This is a genomic window from Kitasatospora sp. NPDC001261 (assembly GCF_042896795.1).
In the GTDB taxonomy this organism is placed as follows: Bacteria; Actinomycetota; Actinomycetes; order Streptomycetales; family Streptomycetaceae; genus Kitasatospora.
In genome coordinates, this window is the sequence record NZ_JBIAXP010000033.1 from 35656 (window position 1) to 56002 (window position 20347).

At 73.7% G+C, this 20347-nt stretch carries 14 protein-coding genes; 3 read left to right on the forward strand and 11 right to left on the reverse strand.

Annotated elements, in window-relative coordinates:
• The first annotated feature begins 5 nt into the window (after positions 1 to 5).
• Entirely contained in the window at positions 6 to 2033 is a 2028-nt protein-coding gene (locus tag ACFY4B_RS34895) for an FUSC family protein (protein WP_387974646.1), read from the forward strand.
• Between the two features lies 1 nt (position 2034).
• On the opposite strand, the gene ACFY4B_RS34900 is transcribed toward ACFY4B_RS34895, so the two are convergent.
• The 7 genes from ACFY4B_RS34900 to rsmI form a co-directional block, all read right to left on the reverse strand.
• Positions 2035 to 3873 carry an ABC-F family ATP-binding cassette domain-containing protein gene (locus ACFY4B_RS34900; protein ID WP_387974648.1) on the reverse strand — a complete coding sequence of 613 codons (1839 nt, stop codon included), beginning with the start codon at positions 3871 to 3873 and terminating at the stop codon, positions 2035 to 2037.
• Between the two features lie 120 nt (positions 3874 to 3993).
• Positions 3994 to 4911, reverse strand: a complete 918-nt coding sequence (locus tag ACFY4B_RS34905; protein WP_117489278.1) for a 4-(cytidine 5'-diphospho)-2-C-methyl-D-erythritol kinase — start codon at positions 4909 to 4911, stop codon at positions 3994 to 3996.
• A complete protein-coding gene (gene rsmA / locus ACFY4B_RS34910; protein WP_380775271.1) occupies positions 4908 to 5972 on the reverse strand; it encodes a 16S rRNA (adenine(1518)-N(6)/adenine(1519)-N(6))-dimethyltransferase RsmA in 1065 nt (354 codons plus the stop codon). The genes ACFY4B_RS34905 and rsmA overlap by 4 nt, the downstream gene beginning before the upstream one ends.
• Before the next feature lie 89 nt (positions 5973 to 6061).
• The gene (locus ACFY4B_RS34915; RefSeq protein WP_387974652.1) at positions 6062 to 6940 is read right to left on the reverse strand and encodes a TatD family hydrolase; all 879 of its coding nucleotides are present in this window, start codon (positions 6938 to 6940) and stop codon (positions 6062 to 6064) included.
• Between the two features lies 1 nt (position 6941).
• Positions 6942 to 8564 carry a methionine--tRNA ligase gene (metG, locus tag ACFY4B_RS34920; protein WP_049655605.1) on the reverse strand — a complete coding sequence of 541 codons (1623 nt, stop codon included), beginning with the start codon at positions 8562 to 8564 and terminating at the stop codon, positions 6942 to 6944.
• Between the two features lie 85 nt (positions 8565 to 8649).
• Positions 8650 to 9075, reverse strand: coding sequence for a hypothetical protein (locus tag ACFY4B_RS34925; protein ID WP_387974655.1), 426 nt, complete (start codon positions 9073 to 9075; stop codon positions 8650 to 8652).
• 235 nt (positions 9076 to 9310) lie between these two features.
• Positions 9311 to 10180, reverse strand: a complete 870-nt coding sequence (rsmI, locus tag ACFY4B_RS34930; protein WP_074001274.1) for a 16S rRNA (cytidine(1402)-2'-O)-methyltransferase — start codon at positions 10178 to 10180, stop codon at positions 9311 to 9313.
• A 106-nt stretch (positions 10181 to 10286) separates the two neighbouring features.
• Here rsmI and ACFY4B_RS34935 point away from each other — a divergent pair, with 106 nt between their 5' ends.
• Together ACFY4B_RS34935 and ACFY4B_RS34940 are read left to right on the forward strand one after the other, a co-directional pair.
• Entirely contained in the window at positions 10287 to 12068 is a 1782-nt protein-coding gene (locus ACFY4B_RS34935) for a dolichyl-phosphate-mannose--protein mannosyltransferase (protein WP_082345966.1), read from the forward strand.
• 186 nt (positions 12069 to 12254) lie between these two features.
• Positions 12255 to 14024 carry a penicillin-binding transpeptidase domain-containing protein gene (locus ACFY4B_RS34940; RefSeq protein WP_074001273.1) on the forward strand — a complete coding sequence of 590 codons (1770 nt, stop codon included), beginning with the start codon at positions 12255 to 12257 and terminating at the stop codon, positions 14022 to 14024.
• 52 nt (positions 14025 to 14076) lie between these two features.
• Here the strand turns inward: ACFY4B_RS34940 and ACFY4B_RS34945 are convergent, their stop codons facing one another.
• The 4 genes from ACFY4B_RS34945 to ACFY4B_RS34960 form a co-directional block, all read right to left on the reverse strand.
• The gene (locus ACFY4B_RS34945) at positions 14077 to 15513 is read right to left on the reverse strand and encodes a glycosyltransferase 87 family protein (RefSeq protein ID WP_387974658.1); all 1437 of its coding nucleotides are present in this window, start codon (positions 15511 to 15513) and stop codon (positions 14077 to 14079) included.
• Between the two features lie 128 nt (positions 15514 to 15641).
• Positions 15642 to 17201: an amino acid permease gene (locus ACFY4B_RS34950; RefSeq protein WP_375876013.1), complete on the reverse strand. Its 1560-nt coding sequence runs from the start codon at positions 17199 to 17201 to the stop codon at positions 15642 to 15644.
• Positions 17202 to 17379: 178 nt separating this feature from the next.
• Positions 17380 to 18888 (reverse strand): penicillin-binding transpeptidase domain-containing protein, encoded by a 1509-nt coding sequence (locus ACFY4B_RS34955; RefSeq protein WP_082346127.1) that lies wholly within the window; start codon positions 18886 to 18888, stop codon positions 17380 to 17382.
• Complete coding sequence (locus ACFY4B_RS34960) at positions 18888 to 20219, reverse strand: FtsW/RodA/SpoVE family cell cycle protein (protein WP_387974663.1); 1332 nt, start codon at positions 20217 to 20219, stop codon at positions 18888 to 18890. Before ACFY4B_RS34960 ends, ACFY4B_RS34955 begins: the two co-directional genes overlap by 1 nt.
• Between the last annotated feature and the right edge of the window lie 128 nt (positions 20220 to 20347).

Below are 20347 nucleotides of genomic sequence, written 5' to 3' on the forward strand. Positions count from 1 at the left end.
ACCGCGTGAGCTCTCCCGACGTCTCCCCTTCCCCCTGGTGGGCCCGTGCCGCGCGGCCCGCGCGGCCGCCGGTGCCGGTGGCGCTGATGGTGCGGGCGGCGGTGGGCATGGCGGTGCCGTTGGCGGTGGGGCTGCTGGTGCACCGGCTGGATCTGGGGGTGTTCGCGGGGCTCGGGGCGATGCACGCGACGATGAACGACCGGGCCGAGCCGGGCAGGTTGCGGGCCGCCCGGATCGGGACGGCGGTCCTCGCCTCGGCGCTCGGCATGCTGATCGGCACCGCGCTCCAGCACGCGGACGCGGACGGCCTCGTCCTGGGTGTCGTGCTGACGCTGACCGCTTTCGCCTCGGGTGCGCTGAGCGCGACCGGTCCGCGCGGTTCGGCGGCGGGGATGCTGCTGCTGGTGTCGGCGGCGCTGGGCAGTGGGATGCCGCTGCCGCAGCCGTGGTGGGCGGCGGCGCCGATGCTGCCGGTCGGGGCCGCGTTCGTGGTGCTGCTCGGGCTGCCGGCGGGTGCGCCGAACCGGCCTGCCGCGGATCCGCGCAACCGGGCGCTGGCCGCCGCGTACGACGCGCTCGGCCGTACTCTCGCCGACCTGGGCGGCCCGCGGGCGGCGGCCTCGCGCCAGGTGTTGACGGCCCGCCTGAACCAGCTCCAGGACCTCCTCGGCACGCATCGGAGGGACCGCCGGGAACGGCAGGACCGCCCAAGCAGGCGGGACCGCCGGGCCCGGATGTACGAGGCCGCCCTCGCCGCCACCGAGGCGGCGACCGGCCTGCTGTGGGCGCGCCGCCCGGTCCCGCCCGAGGTGGCCGAGGTGCCGAACCGGCTGGCGGCCGCCGTGCGGCGGGGCGGCGGCGAGGTCGCCGTCCCCGACTGGCGGCCCGACACCCCCTCGCGGCAGGCCCTGGACGTGGCCCTGCGCGCCGCCGCCGACACCGTGGCCGGCCGCGACACCCGGCTCGGCACCGCCCCCGCACCGCCGCCGGACCCCTGGCGGCTGCGGGTGCGGCTGCTGTCCCGGGGTTCGGTCCGGTACGGGCTGCGGGTCGCGCTGTGCATCGCGGTCGGTTCGGCGGTCACCGCCAACTACCCGCTCAGCAAGAGCTACTGGGTGCCGATGACGATCGCCTTCGTGCTGAAGCCGGACCTCGGCTCGGTGTTCCTGCGCGCGGTGAGCCGCTCGGTCGGCACGGTGCTCGGGGTGGCGGTGACCGCGGCGCTGCTCATGGCCACCACCGACGAGTGGGCGCTGACCGCGATGGCCGCGGGCTGCGTGGCCCTGCTCCCGTACGCCACGGCGGCGCACTACGGGCTGAACACCGTGGTGATGACGCCGATGGCGCTGGTCCTGCTCCAGCTCGGCGGGCAGAGCAGCGCCGCCGAGTTCTGGCCCCGGGTCCTGGACACCGTGCTGGCCAGCGCGATCGTGCTGCTCTTCGGCTACCTGCTGTGGCCGGAGCGCCCGCGCCACCGGATCGAGCCCAGGCTGGTCGACGCGACGACGGCGCTGCGGGCCTACCTGGACGCCGTCGTCCGCGGCGCCGGCCAGGACGACGGCCCGGACAGCGACCCGAACAGCGGCCAGGACGGCGGCCGGACCGGAACCGCCCAGGTGTGGCTGCGCCGTACGGCCTACCGGGCCCTGGCGGACGCCCGCCGGGAGGTGCAGCAGGGGCTGGCCGAGCCGCCGCCCACCGGCCGGCTGGCCGAGCGGTGGCTGCCGGCGACGGCGGCGCTGGAGCGGCTGGGCGGCGCGGTGGCGGCCTTCGCGGCGCAGATCCGGTACGGCGGCCGGGTGCCGGACCCGGCCGAGGTCGACCGGGTGCGGCGCGCGTTGGACGAACTGACCGCCAGCGCCCGCGCGCACCGCCCGCCGACGGCCCCAAGCGCGCCGACACCCCCGACGTCCCCGGCAGCCGCGGCGACCCCGACAGTCGCAACACCCGCCCCGCACGACCCGACGCGCAGTGCACTGGGCCGTGCGGCGGAGGAGCTCGAAGCGCTCCTCCGTACCCGACCGGACGACTAGCTCAGACCTGCTCGGCCAGCTCCAGCCAGCCCATCTCCAGCTCCTCCTTCTCGTCCCGGACCGCGCGCAGCTGCGCGTCCAGCTCCGCGACCTTGGAGAAGTCGGCGGCGTGCTCGGCGAGTTGGGCGTGCAGCTTGGACTCCTTCTCGTCCAGCTTGGCGATCTGCCGCTCCAGCTTCTGCATCTCCTTCTTCGCCGCCCGCAGGTCCCCGCCGGACAGCGCGGGGGCCGCGCCCCCGTCCTCCGCGGCGGCCGTGGCGGTCGGGGCGGCGGCGCCGGCCTGAGCGGCGGCGGTGGCCGCGGCGGCCATCCTGGCCCGGCGCTCCAGGTACTCGTCGACGCCGTTCGGCAGCATCCGCATCTTCTTGTCGCCGAGCAGCGCGTGGACGGTGTCCGTGGTGCGCTCGATGAAGAAGCGGTCGTGGCTGATGACGACCATCGAGCCGGGCCAGCCGTCGAGCAGGTCCTCCAGCTGGTTGAGCGTCTCGATGTCCAGGTCGTTGGTGGGCTCGTCCAGGAAGAGCACGTTGGGCTCGTCCATCAGCAGCCGCAGCAGCTGGAGGCGGCGCCGCTCGCCGCCGGACAGGTCGCCGACCGGCGTCCACTGCTTGTCCTTGCCGAAGCCGAACTGCTCGCACAGCTGGCCGGCGCTCATCTCCCGGCCCTTGCCGAGGTCGACCCGCGAGCGGACCTGCTCGACGGCCTGGAGCACCCGGGTCGCCGGGTCCAGTTCGGCGACCTCCTGCGACAGGTAGGCCAGCCGCACGGTCTTGCCGACCTTGATGACGCCCGACGCCGGCTGGACGTCGCCCTCGGAGGCGTACGCGTCGCGCATCGCGCGCAGCAGCGAGGTCTTGCCGGCGCCGTTGACGCCGAGCAGGCCGATCCGGTCGCCGGGGCCGAGCTGCCAGGTGAGGTTCTCCAGCAGCAGCTTCGGGCCGGCCGTGACGGTCACGCCCTCCAGCTCGAAGACCGTCTTCCCGAGCCGCGCGTTGGCGAACTTCATCAGCTCGGACGTGTCGCGCGGGTCCGGCACGTCCGCGATCAGGGCGTTGGCGGCCTCGATCCGGTAGCGCGGCTTGGAGGTGCGGGCGGGGGCGCCGCGGCGCAGCCAGGCCAGCTCCTTGCGGGCCATGTTCTGGCGCTTCTGCTCCTCGACGGCCTCGATCCGGGAGCGCTCGGCGCGGGCGAAGACGTAGTCGGAGTAGCCGCCCTCGTACTCGTGCACCTCGCCGTTCTGGACGTCCCACATCCGGGTGCAGACCTGGTCGAGGAACCAGCGGTCGTGGGTGACGCAGACGAGCGCGGAGCGGCGCTTCTGCAGGTGCTGGGCGAGCCAGTTGATGCCCTCGACGTCGAGGTGGTTGGTGGGCTCGTCCAGGATGATCAGTTCGGGCGAGCCGAGCAGCAGCTTGGCGAGGGCGATCCGGCGGCGCTCGCCGCCGGAGAGCGGGCCGATGACGGTGTCCAGGCCGTCGGCGAAGCCGGGCAGGTCGAGGCCGCCGAAGAGGCCTTCGATGATGTCGCGGATGCGGGCGTCGCCGAGCCACTCGTGGTCGGCCCGGCCGGCGATCACCTCGTGCCGGATGGTGGCCTTCGGGTCGAGCGAGTCGTGCTGGGTGAGGACGGCCGGTTCGAGGCCGCCGTTCCAGGTGATCCGGCCGCCGTCGGGCTCCTCCAGCTTGGCGAGCATCCGGATCAGGGTGGTCTTGCCGTCGCCGTTGCGGCCGACGACGCCGATCCGGTCGCCCTCGCTGACGCCCAGGCTGACCGCGTCCAGCAGGGCGCGGGTGCCGTAGACCTTCGTGACGGACTCGATGGTGGCGAGGTTGACGGCCACGTGTGCTGCGCTCCAGGGTTCGGCGGTCGCGGGGCGGCCCGCCGCTCGACGGCCGGATGCCCCTCTCGGGACACCCCGATCTCCCCAGCCTAATGGGCCCGCCGCGGCGGCCTCACCGCGTCAGCCCGCGACGGACGCCCCCGGGACCGGCCCGTGGGTGGCGTGCGCGGTCCGGCAGGTGCCGGAGGCCCGCAGCGCCCCGGCGACCGCGGCGGCGGCCTCGGCGTCCTTGACCAGGAAGGCGCAGGTCGGCCCGGAGCCGGAGACCAGTGCCCCGAGCGCGCCCGCCTCGGTGCCGGCCCGCAGGGTGGCGGCGAGTGCGGGGCGCAGCGAGAGCGCGGCGGGCTGGAGGTCGTTGGCGAGGGCGGCGGCCAGGGCGACGGGGTCGCCCTCGGCGAGGGCGGCGAGCAGCGCCGGGTCGGCGTCCGGGGTGGGGACGTCGGTGTCGCTGGAGCCGGTGCCGGCCTCCTCGCGCAGCCGGTCGCACTCGCGGAACACGGCGGGGGTGGACAGGCCGCCCTCGGCGACCGCGAAGACCCAGTGGAAGGTGCCCTCGACGGCCAGCGGCTCCAGGATCTCGCCGCGGCCGCGGCCGAGGGCGACGCCGCCGACCAGGGCGAACGGCACGTCGGAGCCGAGTTCGGCGGCCAGCTCCAGCAGCACGGGGAGCGGGGTGTCCAGCTGCCAGAGCGCGTCGCAGGCGACCAGCGCGGCCGCGCCGTCGGCGCTGCCCCCGGCCATGCCGCCGGCCACCGGGATGGCCTTGGCGATGTGCAGGTGCACGCCCGGGTCGGCGATGCCGTGGTGGGCGGCGAGCAGCCGGGCGGCGCGGGCGGCGAGGTTGCTGTCGTCCAGCGGGACGGCGGCGGCGTCCGGCCCGGAGCAGCTCAGCGTCACGCCCTCGGCCGCGGTGGCGGTGACCTCGTCCCCGAGGGCGACGGCGAAGAAGACGTTGGCCAGGTCGTGGAAGCCGTCGGCGCGCAGCCCGCCGACCCCCAGCTGGACGTTGACCTTGGCCGGTACCCGTACGGTGATCACTCGCTGTCCTCGGTCGTCTGCTCGGCGGACGCGGGCGCCTGCTCAGCGGACTCGGCGGCCCCGGGCTCAGCGGCTCCGGGCTCGGCGGCCGCGGACCGGACCGGCTTGCGCTCGGCGGCCCCGGCCCGGCCGGTCCGCTGACCGGCCCCCTCGGCCCCCTCGGCCTGGGCGGGCTTGTGCTCGGCGATCGCGGCGAACTGCTCCACCGTCAGCATCTCGCCGCGCAGCCTGTGGTCGATGCCGGCCGCCGCGAGCGCCTGCTCGGCCCCGGCGGCGGAGCCCGCCCAGCCGGCCAGCGCGGCGCGCAGGGTCTTGCGCCGCTGGGCGAACGCGGCGTCGACCACCGCGAACACCTCCTCGCGGCTGGCGCTGGTCTTCGGCGGCTCGCGGCGGATCAGCGAGACCAGCCCGGAGTCGACGTTGGGGGCGGGCCAGAACACGTTCCGCCCGATGGCGCCGGCCCGCTTCACCTCGGCGTACCAGTTGGCCTTGACCGACGGGACGCCGTACACCTTGTTACCCGGCTTGGCGGCGAGCCGGTCGGCGACCTCGCTCTGCACCATCACCAGGGTCCGCTCGATGCTGGGGAAGGTCGCCAGCATGTGCAGCAGGACGGGCACCGCGACGTTGTACGGGAGGTTGGCGACCAGCGCGGTGGGAGCCGGGCCGGGCAGCTCGGTGACCTCCATGGCGTCGCTGAACACCAGGTCGAAGGCGTCCGCCTTGCCGGGCATCCGGGCGGCGACGGTGTCCGGCAGGTGCCGCGCCAGCACCGGGTCGATCTCGACCGCGGTCACGTGCCGCGCGACCTCCAGCAGCGCCAGCGTGAGCGAGCCGAGCCCGGGCCCGACCTCCACCACCGCGTCCTGCTCCGTCACCTCGGCGGCCCGGACGATCCGCCGCACGGTGTTGCCGTCGATGACGAAGTTCTGCCCGCGCTGCTTGGTCGGCTTCACGCCGAACGCGGCCGCCAGCTCCCGGATGTCGGCACTGCCCAGCAAGGGGGTCCCCCCGGCCGGAGGCTGGGGGCGGCTGTCAGAGGTGGGGTCGGTGGTGCTCACGCGCCAAGGATACGGGCGCCGGGGCCGCCGTCCGGACGCGCCGATCCGGACGGGGCCCCGACCGCGCGCTCGGGCCCCGGGGCCCGGCGTCAGTACCCGAAGGCCCGGGCGGTGTTCGCCGCGATGGCCGTGGACAGCTCGGCCTCGGCCAGGCCCAGGGTCGCGGCCATCGAGCGCACCGTGACCGGGATCAGGTACGGGGCGTTCGGGCGGCCGCGGTACGGGTGCGGGGTGAGGAAGGGGGCGTCGGTCTCGACCAGGATCCGGTCCAGCGGGGTGGCGAGCAGGGCGTCGCGCAGCGGCTGGTTGGCCTTGAAGGTGACCGGGCCGGCGAAGGAGAGGTACCAGCCGTGCTCGGCGCAGGTCTTCGCCATCGCCGCGTCGCCGGAGTAGCAGTGGAAGACGGTCCGCTCCGGGGCGCCCTCCGCCAGCAGGACGGCGATGACGTCCTCGTGGGCGTCCCGGTCGTGGATGACCAGGGCCTTGCCGTGCCGCTTGGCCATCTCGATGTGGCGGCGGAACGACTCCTTCTGGATGTCCACGCCCTCCGGCCCGGTGCGGAAGTAGTCCAGGCCGGTCTCGCCGACCGCCACCACCTGCGGCAGCGCGGCGAGCCGGTCGATCTCGGCGAGCGCCTCGTCGAGCGCGGCGGCGCCGCCGGCCTTCCGCTGCTGGCCGGACCACCCGTCCGCGTCGCCGAGGAAGATCCGCGGCGCCTCGTTCGGGTGCAGGGCGACGGCCGCGTGCACCTGCTCGTACCGCGCCGCCAGTTCGGCGGCCCAGCGCGAGCCGGGCACGTCGCAGCCCACCTGGACCACCGTGGTGACCCCGACCGAGGCGGCCTTCGCCAGGCCCTCGGCGGGGGTGCCGGACTGCATGTCGAGGTGGGTGTGCGAGTCGGCCACCGCCACTGCCAGGGGTTCCGGCAGCGGCGGCGGGGTCGACCGGGCGTCGTCCTTGGCGGCCATGTCAGGCGGTCGGCTTCTCTTCGAGGCGCGGGAAGAGGATCTCGCCCTTGGTGACGGTGGCACCGGCGGGCAGCCGGCCCCAGTCGGCGACGGTGGCGACGGTCTGCGCGGAGAGCGCGCCCAGCCCGGCGGCCTCGGCGCCCAGCGAGACCCACAGCTTCTCGGCGGTGGTCGGCATCACCGGGTTGAGCAGCACGGCGGTGGCGCGCAGCGCCTCGGCGGCGGTGTAGAGGATGGTGGCCAGGCGGGCCCGGCCCTCGGCCGAGTCGTCCTTGGCGACCTTCCAGGGCTCCTGCTCGGTGAGGTAGCCGTTGACCTGCTTGACGAACTCGAAGATCGCCGCGAGGCCGCCGGCGAAGTCCAGCTCCTCGCCGATCTTCCGGTCGGCCGTCTCGACGGCCCTGGTCAGCCCGTCGGCGACGGCCTGCTCGGCGTCGCCCGCGGCGGTGGCGGCGGGCAGCACCCCGTCGAAGTACTTGCCGACCATCGCGGCGACCCGGGAGGCCAGGTTGCCGAAGTCGTTGGCCAGCTCGGAGGTGTACCGGGCGGTGAAGTCCTCCCAGGAGAACGAGCCGTCGGTGCCGAACGGGATCGCCCGCAGGAAGTAGTAGCGGTACGCGTCCACGCCGAAGTGCGAGGTCAGGTCGGTGGGCGCGATGCCGGTCAGGTTGGACTTGGACATCTTCTCGCCGCCGACCATCAGCCAGCCGTTGGCGACGACCCGCTTGGGCAGCGGCAGCCCGGCGGCCATCAGCATGGCGGGCCAGATGACGGCGTGGAACCGCAGGATGTCCTTGCCGACGAGGTGGACCGAGGCGGGCCACAGCTCGGCGAAGCGCTCCGGGTCGCTGCCGTAGCCGGCCGCGGTGATGTAGTTCTGCAGCGCGTCGACCCACACGTAGAGGACGTGCTTCTCGTCCCAGGGCAGCGGCACGCCCCAGTCGAAGGTGGAGCGGGAGATCGAGAGGTCCTTGAGGTCCTGCTCGACGAAGCGCAGCACCTCGTTGCGGGCCGAGGCGGGCTGGATGAAGTCCGGGTTCGCCGCGTAGAACTCCAGCAGCTGCGGGCCGTAGGCGGAGAGGCGGAAGAAGTAGTTCTCCTCCTCCAGCCACTCGACGGGCCGCTTGTGCACGGAGCAGAGCTTCTCGTCCCCGGTGGCGCCGTCGAGCAGCTCGGAGGGGAGCTTGAACTCCTCGCAGCCGACGCAGTACGGGCCGGAGTAGCCGCCCTTGTAGATCTCGCCCTTGTCGTACAGGTCCTGGACGAACTCCTGCACCCGGGCGGTGTGCCGCTCCTCGGTGGTGCGGATGAAGTCGTCGTTGGCGATCTCCAGGTGCTGCCAGAGCGGCTTCCAGGCCTCCTCGACCAGCTTGTCGCACCACTCCTGCGGGCTGACGCCGTTCGCCTCGGCGGTCCGCATGATCTTCTGACCGTGCTCGTCGGTGCCGGTCAGGTACCACACCTTCTCGCCGCGCTGGCGGTGCCAGCGGGTGAGGACGTCGCCCGCCACGGTGGTGTACGCGTGGCCGAGGTGCGGGCGATCGTTGACGTAGTAGATCGGGGTGGAAACGTAGTACGCCGGGGTGCTCGCCCCGGTGGTGCTGTGGTCTGCAGTGGCCGCCATGGTCGGAAAGCTTAGTCGGGCACGCGGACCGCCCTCGACCGAGTTGTTCCCGGCCGGGGGCGGTCCCTGTTCCGTGGCCCCGGTGTCAGCCCAGCAGCCGCGACCAGAACCGGGCCCAGCGTCCGCGCGGCCGGGTGGGCTCGGCCGCCGTGGGCGCCCCGGCCGGCTCGGCGTGCGCCGGGTAGCCGGGGGCGTGCTGCCAGGCCTGGTCGGCGGAGGCGACCCGGCCCTCGCGCATGATCCGCACGGTGTGGCCGCCGCAGCCCGGGCAGGTCGGCTTGAGCAGCGGGGACGGCACCCGGACGCCGTTGGCGTGGTACTCGAACACGACGTGCCCGTCGTTGGCCACGTGGTGTTCGATGTCGTACGCCTGCTCCCAGCCGTACCCGCAGCGCAGGCACGCGAAGGAGTAGGCCTCCCGTACGGTCTCGACGGGAGTGTGCGGCCGGCCGGCCAGACCGGCGGTGCTCAGTGCGCTGCCACTGCGGGGGGTACCGACTACATCGCTCATGGCCGTCTCCCAGCGCCCGCCGGACGCTCGTCCGGCTGGGTCTTTCCCTTCCAGGAAATGCCCGGACCGCCCCGGCCGATGCCCGGCTTGTGAAGACTTGGATGCGCGTTGGTCAGACCTATACGAAAATCCTCGCAGGGTCCGGGAAGCGCGGCCGAAACTTCAGCTCAGCTGGTGTTTACCGGGGCCTTCTCTCCACGGTACGACTCCCCGTGAGCAACGCAACCCCCGGAATTCACCCCTTTCCCAGGCCGCTTCCCAGGCCTTCCCGCTTCGCCGCCACGACCGCGTCGAAGACCTCCCGCTTGGGCAGCGAGAGCTCCACCGCGACGGCCGCGATGGCCTCCTTGCGGCGCTCCCCGGCCTCCTCGCGGACGGCCACCAGCCGGGCCAGCTCGGCCGGGGTGAGCTCCTGGGGCGCGGCCGGCGGGGCGCCGGCGACCACGACGGTGATCTCGCCCCTGACGCCCTCGGCCGCCCAGGCGGCCAGCTCGCCGATCGGCCCGCGCTTGACCTCCTCGTAGGTCTTGGTGAGCTCGCGGCAGACGGCGGCCGGCCGCTCCGGCCCGAACGCCCCGGCCATCGCGGTCAGCGCCTCGGCGATCCGGTGCGGCGCCTCGAAGAAGACCATGGTGCGCGGTTCGGCGGCGATCGAGGCGAGCTGCCGGGCCCGGTCGCCGCTCTTGCGCGGCAGGAAGCCCTCGAAGGTGAAGCGGTCCACCGGCAGGCCGGACAGCGCGAGGGCGGTGAGCACCGCCGAGGGCCCGGGCACCGCGGTGACCTTGACGTCGGCGGCCACGGCGGCGGCGACCAGCCGGTAGCCGGGGTCGGAGACCGAGGGCATGCCCGCGTCGGTGACCAGCAGCACCCGGGCGCCGCCGAGCAGCGCCTCGACCAGTTCGGGGGTGCGGCCGACCTCGTTCCCCTCGAAGTAGGAGACCACCCGGCCCGCCGGGGTCACCCCGAGTGCCTGGGTGAGCCGGCGCAGCCGCCGGGTGTCCTCGGCCGCGATCACGTCCGCCGTGGCCAGTTCGTCGACGAGCCGGGGCGGGGCGTCCGAGACGTCGCCGATGGGGGTGCCTGCGAGAACGAGTACTCCTGTCACGGTCCCCATCCTCGCAGCTGTCGGGCGCCCGGGGTTTTTGGTGACGATTCGGTCAGCTTCCGAGGGAGCGGACACGCGTGCGAAGAGCGCCCCTACGATGTGGCGGATGAACGGCGACACGGCGGCCCAGGCGCCCACTGGTACGGACCACTCCGCGTACGGCGGCGTCGGCCTGCCGTCCCCCCGCCCACCGCAGGACGGGCCGGCCGGCTGGCGCGAGCGCCTGGCCCGGTTCGGCTACACGGCCCGCCCCACCGGGACGCTCACCGAGCGCCTGGCCCCGCCGATGCCGGACGGCCCCCGGGTGACGCCCCGGGACGTGCCGCAGTCGCCGCTGCTGCTGCGGCTGGGCGTCTCGCTGCCGCAGGGCCTGTGGTTCTTCCTCTGCCGCTGGGCCGGCTGGCTGGGTCCGGTCGCGGTGGCGGTCTTCGCCGGCCTCCTGCGGTTCACGAACCTGGGGCAGCCGCACGCGATCATCTTCGACGAGACGTACTACGCCAAGGACGCCTACGCGCTCTGGCACGGCGGCTACGAGATCAACTGGCCGGAGGACGCCAACACCACGATCATGACGCCGGGCGCCGCCGTCCCGTACCGGGCGACGCCCTCGTACGTGGTGCACCCGCCGGTCGGCAAGTGGATCATCGGCCTGGGCGAGCAGCTGTTCGGCATGAACCCCTTCGGCTGGCGGTTCGCGGTGGCCCTGCTCGGCACCCTGTCGGTGCTGATGGTGGCCCGGATCGCCCGCCGGATGTTCCGCTCCACCCTGCTGGGCTGCGTGGCGGGCCTGCTGCTCGCGGTGGACGGCCTGCACCTGGTGCTCAGCCGGGCCGCGCTGCTCGACCTGGTGGTGATGTTCTGGACCCTCGCCGCCTTCGGCTTCCTGCTGCTGGACCGCGACCGCACCCGGGCCCTGCTGGCCCGGCGGCTGGGCGGGGTCGAGGACGCCCGGCTCGCCCAGCGGCTGGGCCTGGGCTGGCGCCCGTACCGGATCGCGGCCGGCGTCTGCGTCGGCCTGACCTGCGCCACCAAGTGGAGCGGTCTGTACGTCGCGGCGGCCTTCGGGCTGCTCACGGTGCTCTGGGACGTCGGCGCCCGCCGCCTGGCCGGCGCCCCGCGCCCGTTCGTGGCGGTGCTCGCCCGGGACGTGCTGCCGGCCTTCGTCTCGGTGGTCGTGGTCGCGGTCGCGGTCTACATCGCGTCCTGGTGGGGCTGGTTCGCCAGCAGCACCGCTCCCGGCCAGGGCGGCTGGGGCCGGGACTGGGCGGTCGGCCGCTCCACCGACTTCCCGTGGATACCCGAGGCCCTGCGCTCGCTGTGGCACTACCACACCACGGTCTACGAGTTCCACGTCGGCCTGAGCGACCCGCACACCTACCAGTCCAACCCGTGGTCCTGGCTGGTGCTGGGCCGGCCGGTGTCCTTCTTCTACGAGTCCCCCAAGTACGGCCAGGCCGGCTGCACCGCCGCCGACTGCGCCCGCGAGGTGCTGGGCATCGGCACCCCGCTGCTGTGGTGGACGGGCATCGCGGCGCTGGCCTACTGCCTGTGGCGCTGGGCGGCCCGGCGGGACTGGCGGGCCGGCGCGCTGCTCTGCGGCCTGGCCGCCGGCTACCTGCCCTGGTTCGCCTACCAGCAGCGGACGATCTTCCTCTTCTACGCGGTGGTCTTCGTCCCGTTCCTGGTGCTCGCGGTGACGATGCTGATCGGCGCCCTGATCGGGCCGGCCGGCGCCTCCCGGGACCGCCGGATCATCGGCTCCGCGGCGGCCGGACTGCTGGTCCTGCTGATCGTCTGGAACTTCCTCTTCTTCTATCCGCTGTTCACCGGGCAGACCATCCCGCTGGAGGACTGGCGCCGCCGGATGTGGTTCAACACCTGGATCTGACCCGCCGCCCCGGACACACCGCGTTCCCGCGAACCGTCCGTATGCGGTGCACAACACGTACCAGATCCGTCACAAGTGCCGGGCGATTCGCCGGCGCACCGATCCGCGCTGCCTAGGGTGGAGGGGTACCGCGTTTCCGGCCCCGCCGGTTGCGCCCGGCCGCGAGACCCCTGGGGGACCTGCACCATGCGCAGTGGCGCGAAGATCGGCATCATCACCGGCGTGTCCATCGCCGTCCTCGCGGGCGGCGGCTACGGCGTGTACAGCCTGGTGAGCGAGTCGGACGGCGTATCCGGTGGCAAGAAGCCGCGCACCGTGGTCGCCGAGCCGCCGACCGCCGACCAGGCGACGGCCGGACTGAAGGACTTCCTGACGGCCTGGGCGGCCGGCGACATCGCCAAGGCGGCCTCGCTGACCGACGACCCGGCCGCGGCGACCGCCGGTCTGACCGCCTTCCGGGACCAGGTCAAGCCGAGCGCGCTGACCCTCACCCCCTTCGGCCCGACCACCCAGCAGGTCTTCTCCGCCGCCACCGGCACCCCCGCCCCGGCCGCCAAGCCGACCGCCGGGGCCTCCGCGACCCCGGGCGCCACCGGTACGCCGGGCGCCGGCGACTCGCCGTCCGCCGCCGCCACGCCCGCGCCCACCGGCACGCTGATGTCCTACAAGGCGCGCGCCGAGTTCGCGGGCACCAACCGGGCCTGGGACTACCAGGGCTTCCTGGGCGTCGTGAAGATGAGCGACAACACCCCGGCCGTGCACTGGGCGCCGTCGGTGATCCACCCCCACCTGTCCGGCAACGAGACCATCGCCGTCCAGCCGGTCTTCGCCCCGCCGTCCACCGTGGTCGACCGCAACGGCAAGCCGGTCCAGGGCGCCTCGCTCACCCAGTCGCTGCTGACCACCCTCCAGGACAACGCCAACAAGCTGCTGCCGCCGGACCCGGCCAAGGACCAGGACGCGGGCAGCGCGGTGGTGATCTCCGACCCGGCCGGCAAGGGCCCCCAGGACAAGCTGTTCACGATCGTCGAGCCGAAGCCCGGCAAGCCGTTCAAGCTCACCATCGACAACACCCTCCAGGCCGCCGCCGAGAAGGCGATGACCGACCTGGCGGGCAAGCCCGGCTCCATCGTCGCGATCGAGCCGAGCACCGGTCAGGTGCTGGCCTTCGCCAACTCGCCGGCCACCGGCCAGAACCGGGCCTTCGCCGGGCTGCTCGCCCCGGGCTCGACGATGAAGATCGTCACCTCGGCGGCGCTGCTGGAGAACGGCGTCAACCCGGACACCGTGGTGGCCTGCCCGGAGAAGAGCAGCAACCCGCACGCGATCCCGAACTCGTTCCCGGGCGCCTTCCCGAACAACACGCTCCAGCAGGACTTCATGATGTCCTGCAACACCGCCTTCATCAACCAGGGCCTGACCAGCCTCAAGCCCGAGACGCTGAACGGCACGGCCAAGGACGTGTTCGGCATCGGCCTGGAGTGGAAGACCGGCCTGCCGAACACCGACGGCAAGGTTCCGGCGGCGCCGGGCAGCAAGGACGAGCAGGCCATGAACTACATCGGCCAGGGCAAGGTCCAGATGAACCCGCTGGCCATCGCCTCGGTCACCGCCACCGTGCAGAGCGGCGAGTTCAAGCAGCCGATCCTGGTCGCCGAGCTGCCGCAGCAGAAGGCCGCCCGCCCGCTCTCCCCGGACGTCGACGCCAAGCTGAAGGCGATGATGGCGGCCACCGCCACCGGCGGCACCGCCAGGGACGTGATGGCCGGCATCACCGACAACGCGGGCGCCAAGACCGGCTCCGCCGAGGTCGCCGGGGTCGACGTCACCAACAGCTGGTTCACCGCCTACCGCGGCAACGTCGCGGTGGCCGCCGAGGTGCAGGGCGGCGGCCACGGCGTGGACGCGGCCGGCCCGGCCGTCGCCTCCATCCTGAAGGCCGCCGGCGGCCGCTGAGCCCCCGCAAGCCCCCGCCCGCCCGAAGCCGGGCGGGCCGCCGACAGCCCGCTCAGCCTCGCGGCAGGGCGGGCTGCGGCCTTCCCCGCCGCACCCGGCCCGGCGGGACCGGGCGCCGGCTGCTCCAGCGCCGGGCCGCCAGCCGGGGCCAGATCACCAGCACCGCCGGCAGCGCCAGGTACCCGAACCGCCCGGCCGGGGCCAGCATGAAGGCGATCGCGAGCCCGGCGGCCAGCAGGTCGGCCGCGGCGATCGCGGAGACCGGCGGCCGGGCCAGCAGCCAGATCGCCACCGCGACCAGGGCCACGGTCATCAGCGCCAGCGAGATCGCGTGCCCGGTCGGCCCGAAGCCGGCCAGCACCTTGCCGGGCAGCGGGCTGCCCGCCGGGGTGCGGATCGCCGTCATCCCGAGCGGGAAGCGCACCACCTGTTCGCGCAGCGCGTCGGCCTGGGTCAGCGCGGAGGGCAGGATCACCAGCGCGCTCACCCCGACCCCGATCAGCGCGGTCCGGGCCGCCGGGCGCCGGCCGTACAGCCGCCAGAGCAGCAGGACAGCCACCGGCAGCGCGGGCCAGGCCGTCCACTTCAGGGTGCAGGCGAGGGCGAGCACCAGCCCGGCGGCGACCGTGCGGTCCCGCTCGGCGAGCGCCATGGCCAGGCAGCAGACGCCGATCAGCGGCAGGTCCACCCCGCCGACCACCAGGGCGAGCGCGATCAGCGGCGAGGCGGTGAGAACGGCCAGCGGCAGCAACGGAGCGCGCCCGTCGCCGCCGCCGGGGCGGGCGGGCCGCAGCAGCCGCCAGGCGGCCAGCATGCAGACGAAGAAGGTCAGCGCGAACCAGATCCGGGCGTCCCCGGCGACCCGCGCGACGGCGGTGGAGTCGCCGAACAGCTGGCGCGGCATCCCGAACAGGGACATCGCCGGCAGGTACGGGTTGTAGTCGGTGACCACCGCCGGGTGCGGCAGGTACGCGGTGCCGGTGGTGAGCAGCAGGTGGGCCGAGCGTTCGACCACCATGACCTCGGACTGGTGGCGGCCCTGCAGGGCGAGCTGCCCGAGCGGCACCAGGACGGCCCCGACCAGGGCGACCGAGGCGGCCGCCTTGGCCGCGAAGCGGCGCGGCAGGGTCAGGCAGAGCACTCCGGCCAGCACGTAGCCGGGGGCCGCGATCAGGCCCCACTGCCGCTGGTTGGGCAGGTCGGAGACGAGCGGGAAGGCGGCGGCCCAGCCGGCCGCGACGAGGCAGCCGAGCAGTTGGACGGTCCGTGTCGAGGCGAGCCCGGCCAGCCGGGCGGTGTTCAGCCGGGCGGGCGTGGGCGGAAACGTGCTCTCGCCGCGCTGGCGGGGGAAGGGCCGGACGGAGAGGCCGCGCTGCGGCCGTCGTGGCCTGGCCGGCGCCTCGGTCGTGGAGGTCTGGGCCGGCGTTCCGCCGCGGCCGGTGAAGCGGCCGCGCGGGCGGGGGTAGCCGGGCGTGCGGGTGCTCACCATGGTGGAAGGTTATGGGTGGGAGCCGGGCCCTGTCGCCATGGTGTCGGACACCGGACGGGCGTTGGCGTGAAAAGGGCCGCCGGACGCGGTGGCGGTCGGCGGCCCTTCACGCGGGGTTTGCCTCCGGGTCAGCCGGCGGCGCTGTCCGAGGGCGCGGACTGCGGCTCGGCCTGCTCCAGTCGGGAGTGCTTGATGCTGTAGCCGAAGTAGACGACCACGGCGACGACGAGGGCGATCGCCCCGGCCCGGAAGGTGTCGGCGTGCAGGCCGGTGATCAGGTAGACGCAGAAGCCGACGCTGATCAGCGGGACGACGGGGTAGCCGGGCACCTTGAAGCCGCGCGGCAGGTCGGGCTGGGTGCGGCGCAGCACGATCACGCCGATCGAGACCACCGAGAAGGCGATGAGCGTTCCGAGGCTGGTGATGTCGGCCAGGACCCGCAGCGGGATGAACGCGGCCAGCGCGCCGACGCCGAGGCCCACCACGACGGTGTTCCAGACCGGGGTGCCGCTGCGCGGGGAGAGCTTGGCGAAGCGCTTGGGCAGCATGCCGTCGCGGCCCATCGAGTACAGGATGCGGGTCTGGCCGTAGATCACCACGAGGGTGATGCTGAAGATCGAGACGATCGCGCCGATCGCGAAGACGATCGCGGGCCAGCTCTGGCCGGTGATGTCCTGGAGGATCTGGGCGAGGCCGGCCTCCTGGCCGTCGAACTTGGTCCACGGCTGGGCGCCGATGCCGGCCAGCGCGACCAGGATGTAGAGCAAGGTCACCACGACCAGCGAGATGATGATCGCCAGCGGCAGGGTGCGGCGCGGGTTCTTGACCTCCTCACCGGCGGTGGACACGGCGTCCAGGCCGATGAAGGAGAAGAAGATGCTGGACGCGGCGATCTGCACGCCGCTGATGCCGAGCGGCATGAACGGGGTCAGGTTGCCGGAGTGGAAGCCGGTGAGCGCGATGCCGATGAACATCAGCAGGATCGCGATCTTGATCGCGACCATCACCGCGTTGACCTTGACCGACTCACTGACGCCGCGGATCAGCAGGAAGCAGACCATGAAGACCAGCAGCAGCGCCGGCAGGTTGAACCAGTGGCCGCTGTCCGGCGCCCCGGAGAGCTGCTCGGGGATCGTGACCCCGAAGGTCAGGTCGAGGAACTTGTTCAGGTACTCGGCCCAGGTCACCGCGATCGCGGAGGCGGAGACGCCGTACTCCATCAGCAGGCAGATGCCGACGGCGAAGGCGACGCCCTCGCCGAGGGTGGCGTAGGCGTAGGAGTACGAGGAGCCGGAGACCGGGATCGCGGAGGCCATCTCGGCGTAGCAGAGCGCGGTGAGTCCGGCGGTGACCGCGGCGATCACGAAGGACAGGATGACGGCCGGGCCGGCCGAGGGCACCGCGGTGTTCAGCACGAAGAAGATGCCGGTGCCGATGGTCGCGCCGATGCCGATCGAGGACAGCTGCCACAGGCCGATCGAGCGGCGCAGGTGGATGCCGGAGCGCCCGCCCTCCTCGGGTGCGCCGGCCGGGAGGACGTCCTCGCCTTCGGTCTCGGCGATCAGTGTCGAGACGGGCTTGCGTCGCAGCAGACGCGCACCGATGGTGTTGCTGGCCAAAACCACGGTCCTTCTGGGCGGGGGAGGGTGTCCTTGCAGTCGGTCACCCGACGTGCCAGGGGGTGTCATCGGGGACCAACCGAACAAACATGGGACAGTACCCCGCGAAAGCACCAGTGTCGCAAACGAACAGTCCCAACCAGCGCATTGTACGAATCGGCGCATATCGATGTACAAACCGGACACTTCGTAAACGGCGCATCCTCCGCCCGGTCGCTAAAGCAGCAGCTCAGCGCACCTGCGGAGATCATCCGCCGAGCACCGCCCGCATCACCGACCGGGCGATCGGCGCCGCCAGCGCGCCACCCGTGACGTCCGTGGCCCCGCTGTCCTCGACCACCACGGCGACCGCCACCGGCGGCACCGCGTCCGAACCGGCCGGCGCCGCCCAGGCGATGAACCAGGCGTACGGCGTCCCGCTGTTGCCCACCCCGTGCTGGGCCGTCCCGGTCTTGCCGCCGACCACCGCCCCGGCGATCCGGGCGTTGCCGCCGGTGCCGTTCTCCACCACACCGGTCATCAGCCCGCGCACCTGCCCGGCCACCGCCGGGGTCATCGCCCGCCGGTACACGGCCGGCTTCATCAGCTGCACCGTGGTGCCGTCGCTCCTGGTCAGCCGGTCCACGAGCTGTGGCCGCATCACCGTCCCGTCGTTGGCCACCCCGGCCGCGACCATCGCCATCGTCAGCGGGGTGGCCGCCGTGTCGAACTGCCCGATCGAGGAGAGCGCCAGCTGCGACTCGTCCATCCGGGTGTCGAAGTTCGACCGGGCCGCCCGCACCGGGACGTCCAGCCTCGCGTCGTTGAAGCCGAGGTTCCCGGCCATCTCGGCCATCCGGTCCAGCCCGGTCCGCACCCCCAGGTAGCCGAGCACGCTGTTGCAGCTGGCGGTCATCGCGGCGGCCAGCGACAGGTCGGCCCGGTCGCAGGCCGGGGTGTCGTTGACCAGCGGCGTGGTCGTGCCGGGCAGCACGTACGGGAAGGGCGCTCCGGTCGGCGCGGCCGGGTCGGTGACCACCCCGGCCGCCAGCGCGGCCGCGGCGGTGACCACCTTGAAGGTCGAACCCGGCGGGTAGGTCTGGCGCAGCGCCCGGTTGAGCATCGGCTGGTCGGCGTCGGCCTGCAGCCGGTTCCAGGCCTCCTGGTCGTCGGCGCCGTACCCGGCGAAGGAGCCCGGGTCGTACGAGGGCGTGCTGGCCAGCGCCAGGATCCGCCCGGTGGCCGGCTCGATCGCGGCGACCGCGCCCTTCTGGTCGCCGAGCCCGCGCATCGCGGCCTGCTGGGCGGCCCGGTTCAGCGTGGTGTGGACGTCCCCGCCGGGGTTCTGCCGGCGGGAGACGGCGTCCCAGACCGACCAGCCCGCCAGCCGGCCGTCGGTGCCGGTCAGCAGCTCGTCCTCGGTCCCCTCCAGCTGGGTGGTGCCGTACGCCTGCGAGGCGAAGCCGGTGACCGCCGCGTAGGTCGGGCCGTCGGTGTAGCCGCGCTTGTACGCGTACCGGCCGCCGGTCGGCTCGGAGCCGGTCACCGGGTCCGGGCCGACCAGGATGTCGCCGCGCGGCTGGGCGTACCGCTCGACGGTGAGCCGCTGGTTGGCGCTGTTGCGGTCGAGGTCCTGCGCCTGGAACACCTGCACCCGGGTGGCCTGCACGCACAGCGCCGCGACCAGCAGCAGGCAGAAGGTGCCCGCCCGGCGCCCGGTGACCGAGATGCCGGGCAGCCCCTGCGGGCCGTTGCCCCTGGCCCGGACGCGCGCCATCAGACCTCCCCGGTCACGGGCCGGCGGGCGTCGTCGCTCATCCGCACGAGCAGCGCGACGATGATCCAGTTGGTGACCACCGAGGAGCCGCCCTGGGCGATGAACGGCATGGTCATCCCGGTCAGCGGGATCAGCGCGAGCACCCCGCCCGCCACCACGAACACCTGGAGGCCGACGATCGCGGCCAGCCCGATCGCCAGCAGCCGCCCGAACGGGTCGCGCAGCGCGATGCCGGTCCGGAAGCCCCGCGAGACCAGCGCCGCGTACAGCAGGAACACCGCGGTCAGCCCGGTCAGCCCCAGCTCCTCGCCGATCGTGGCGAGGATGAAGTCCGACTTGGCGGCGAAGCCGATCAGCACCGAGTGCCCGTTGCCGAGCCCGGTGCCCAGCTCGCCGCCCCAGGCGAAGGCGAACAGCGACTGGGCGATCTGGTTGGCGCCCCGGCCCGCCTCGATCGAGCCCAGCGGGTCCAGCCAGTCCGCGACCCGGCTGTGCACGTGCGGCGAGAGCCAGCCCACCGTCACCGCCCCGACGGCGGCCAGGCCCAGGCCGATCGCGATCCAGCCGGTGCGCGCGGTCGCCACGTAGAGCATCACCACGAACAGGCCGAAGAACAGCAGCGAGGTGCCGAGGTCGGTCTCCAGCACCAGGACGCCGACGAACGCCGCCCAGATCAGCAGCACCGGCCCGAGCACCCGCCCGCGCGGCAGCTGCCAGCGCCAGACCCGGCGGCCGGTCAGCGCCAGCGCGTCCCGGTGCACCGCCAGGTACGCGGCGAAGAAGACCGCCAGCAGGATCTTGGCGAACTCCCCGGGCTGGAAGGAGAGCGGCCCGACCACGACCCAGATCCGGGAGCCGTACACCGGCGGGAAGAAGATCGGCAGCACCAGCAGGACCAGCGCCACCAGCGCCCCGACGTACGCGTAGCGCCGCAGCCGCCGGTGGTCGCGCACCAGCAGCACCACCGCGGTGAACAGCGCCACCCCCAGCGCCGACCAGAGCAGTTGGGTGGAGGCGGCGCCGCGCCCCGGGGTGGCCCGGTCGAGCCGGTAGATCACCACCAGCCCGATCCCGTTCAGCAGCACCGCGATCGGCAGCAGCAGCGGGTCCGCGTACCGGGCCCGCCACCGGACCACGGCGTGCGCCGCCAGGGCGAGCACGCCCAGCGCGGCGCCGTACTCGGCCGCGTCGGCCGGGACGTGGCCGTCCAGGTTGACGCCGACCTCGACGTAGCCGAACACGGCGATCAGGACGGCGCCGACCACCAGGACGAGCTCGGTGGTGCGCCTGGTCGGCACCGGCCGGCTCGGCCCGGCGGCGGATCTCGGCACGGCGGAGGGTGTCGCCACGGACCGTCCTGGGGGTCGCGGTCTAGCGGGGAGGGTCCGGGCGCCGGTGCGGCGGCGCCCGTGTCCCGGTTCGTCACCCTAACGAGTGCTATCCGTATTTTTGACACTCC

Bases quoted from the DNA above. Each gene is read 5' to 3' on its own strand.
- ACFY4B_RS34955 (WP_082346127.1), bottom strand. From the start codon at position 18,888: ATGGCGCGCGTCCGGGCCAGGGGCAACGGCCCGCAGGGGCTGCCCGGC.
- ACFY4B_RS34915 (WP_387974652.1), bottom strand. From the start codon at position 6,940: ATGGCCGCCAAGGACGACGCCCGGTCGACCCCGCCGCCGCTGCCGGAA.
- ACFY4B_RS34935 (WP_082345966.1), top strand. From the start codon at position 10,287: ATGAACGGCGACACGGCGGCCCAGGCGCCCACTGGTACGGACCACTCC.
- ACFY4B_RS34940 (WP_074001273.1), top strand. From the start codon at position 12,255: ATGCGCAGTGGCGCGAAGATCGGCATCATCACCGGCGTGTCCATCGCC.
- ACFY4B_RS34925 (WP_387974655.1), bottom strand. From the start codon at position 9,075: ATGAGCGATGTAGTCGGTACCCCCCGCAGTGGCAGCGCACTGAGCACC.
- metG (WP_049655605.1), bottom strand. From the start codon at position 8,564: ATGGCGGCCACTGCAGACCACAGCACCACCGGGGCGAGCACCCCGGCG.
- ACFY4B_RS34945 (WP_387974658.1), bottom strand. From the start codon at position 15,513: ATGGTGAGCACCCGCACGCCCGGCTACCCCCGCCCGCGCGGCCGCTTC.
- ACFY4B_RS34950 (WP_375876013.1), bottom strand. From the start codon at position 17,201: ATGACACCCCCTGGCACGTCGGGTGACCGACTGCAAGGACACCCTCCC.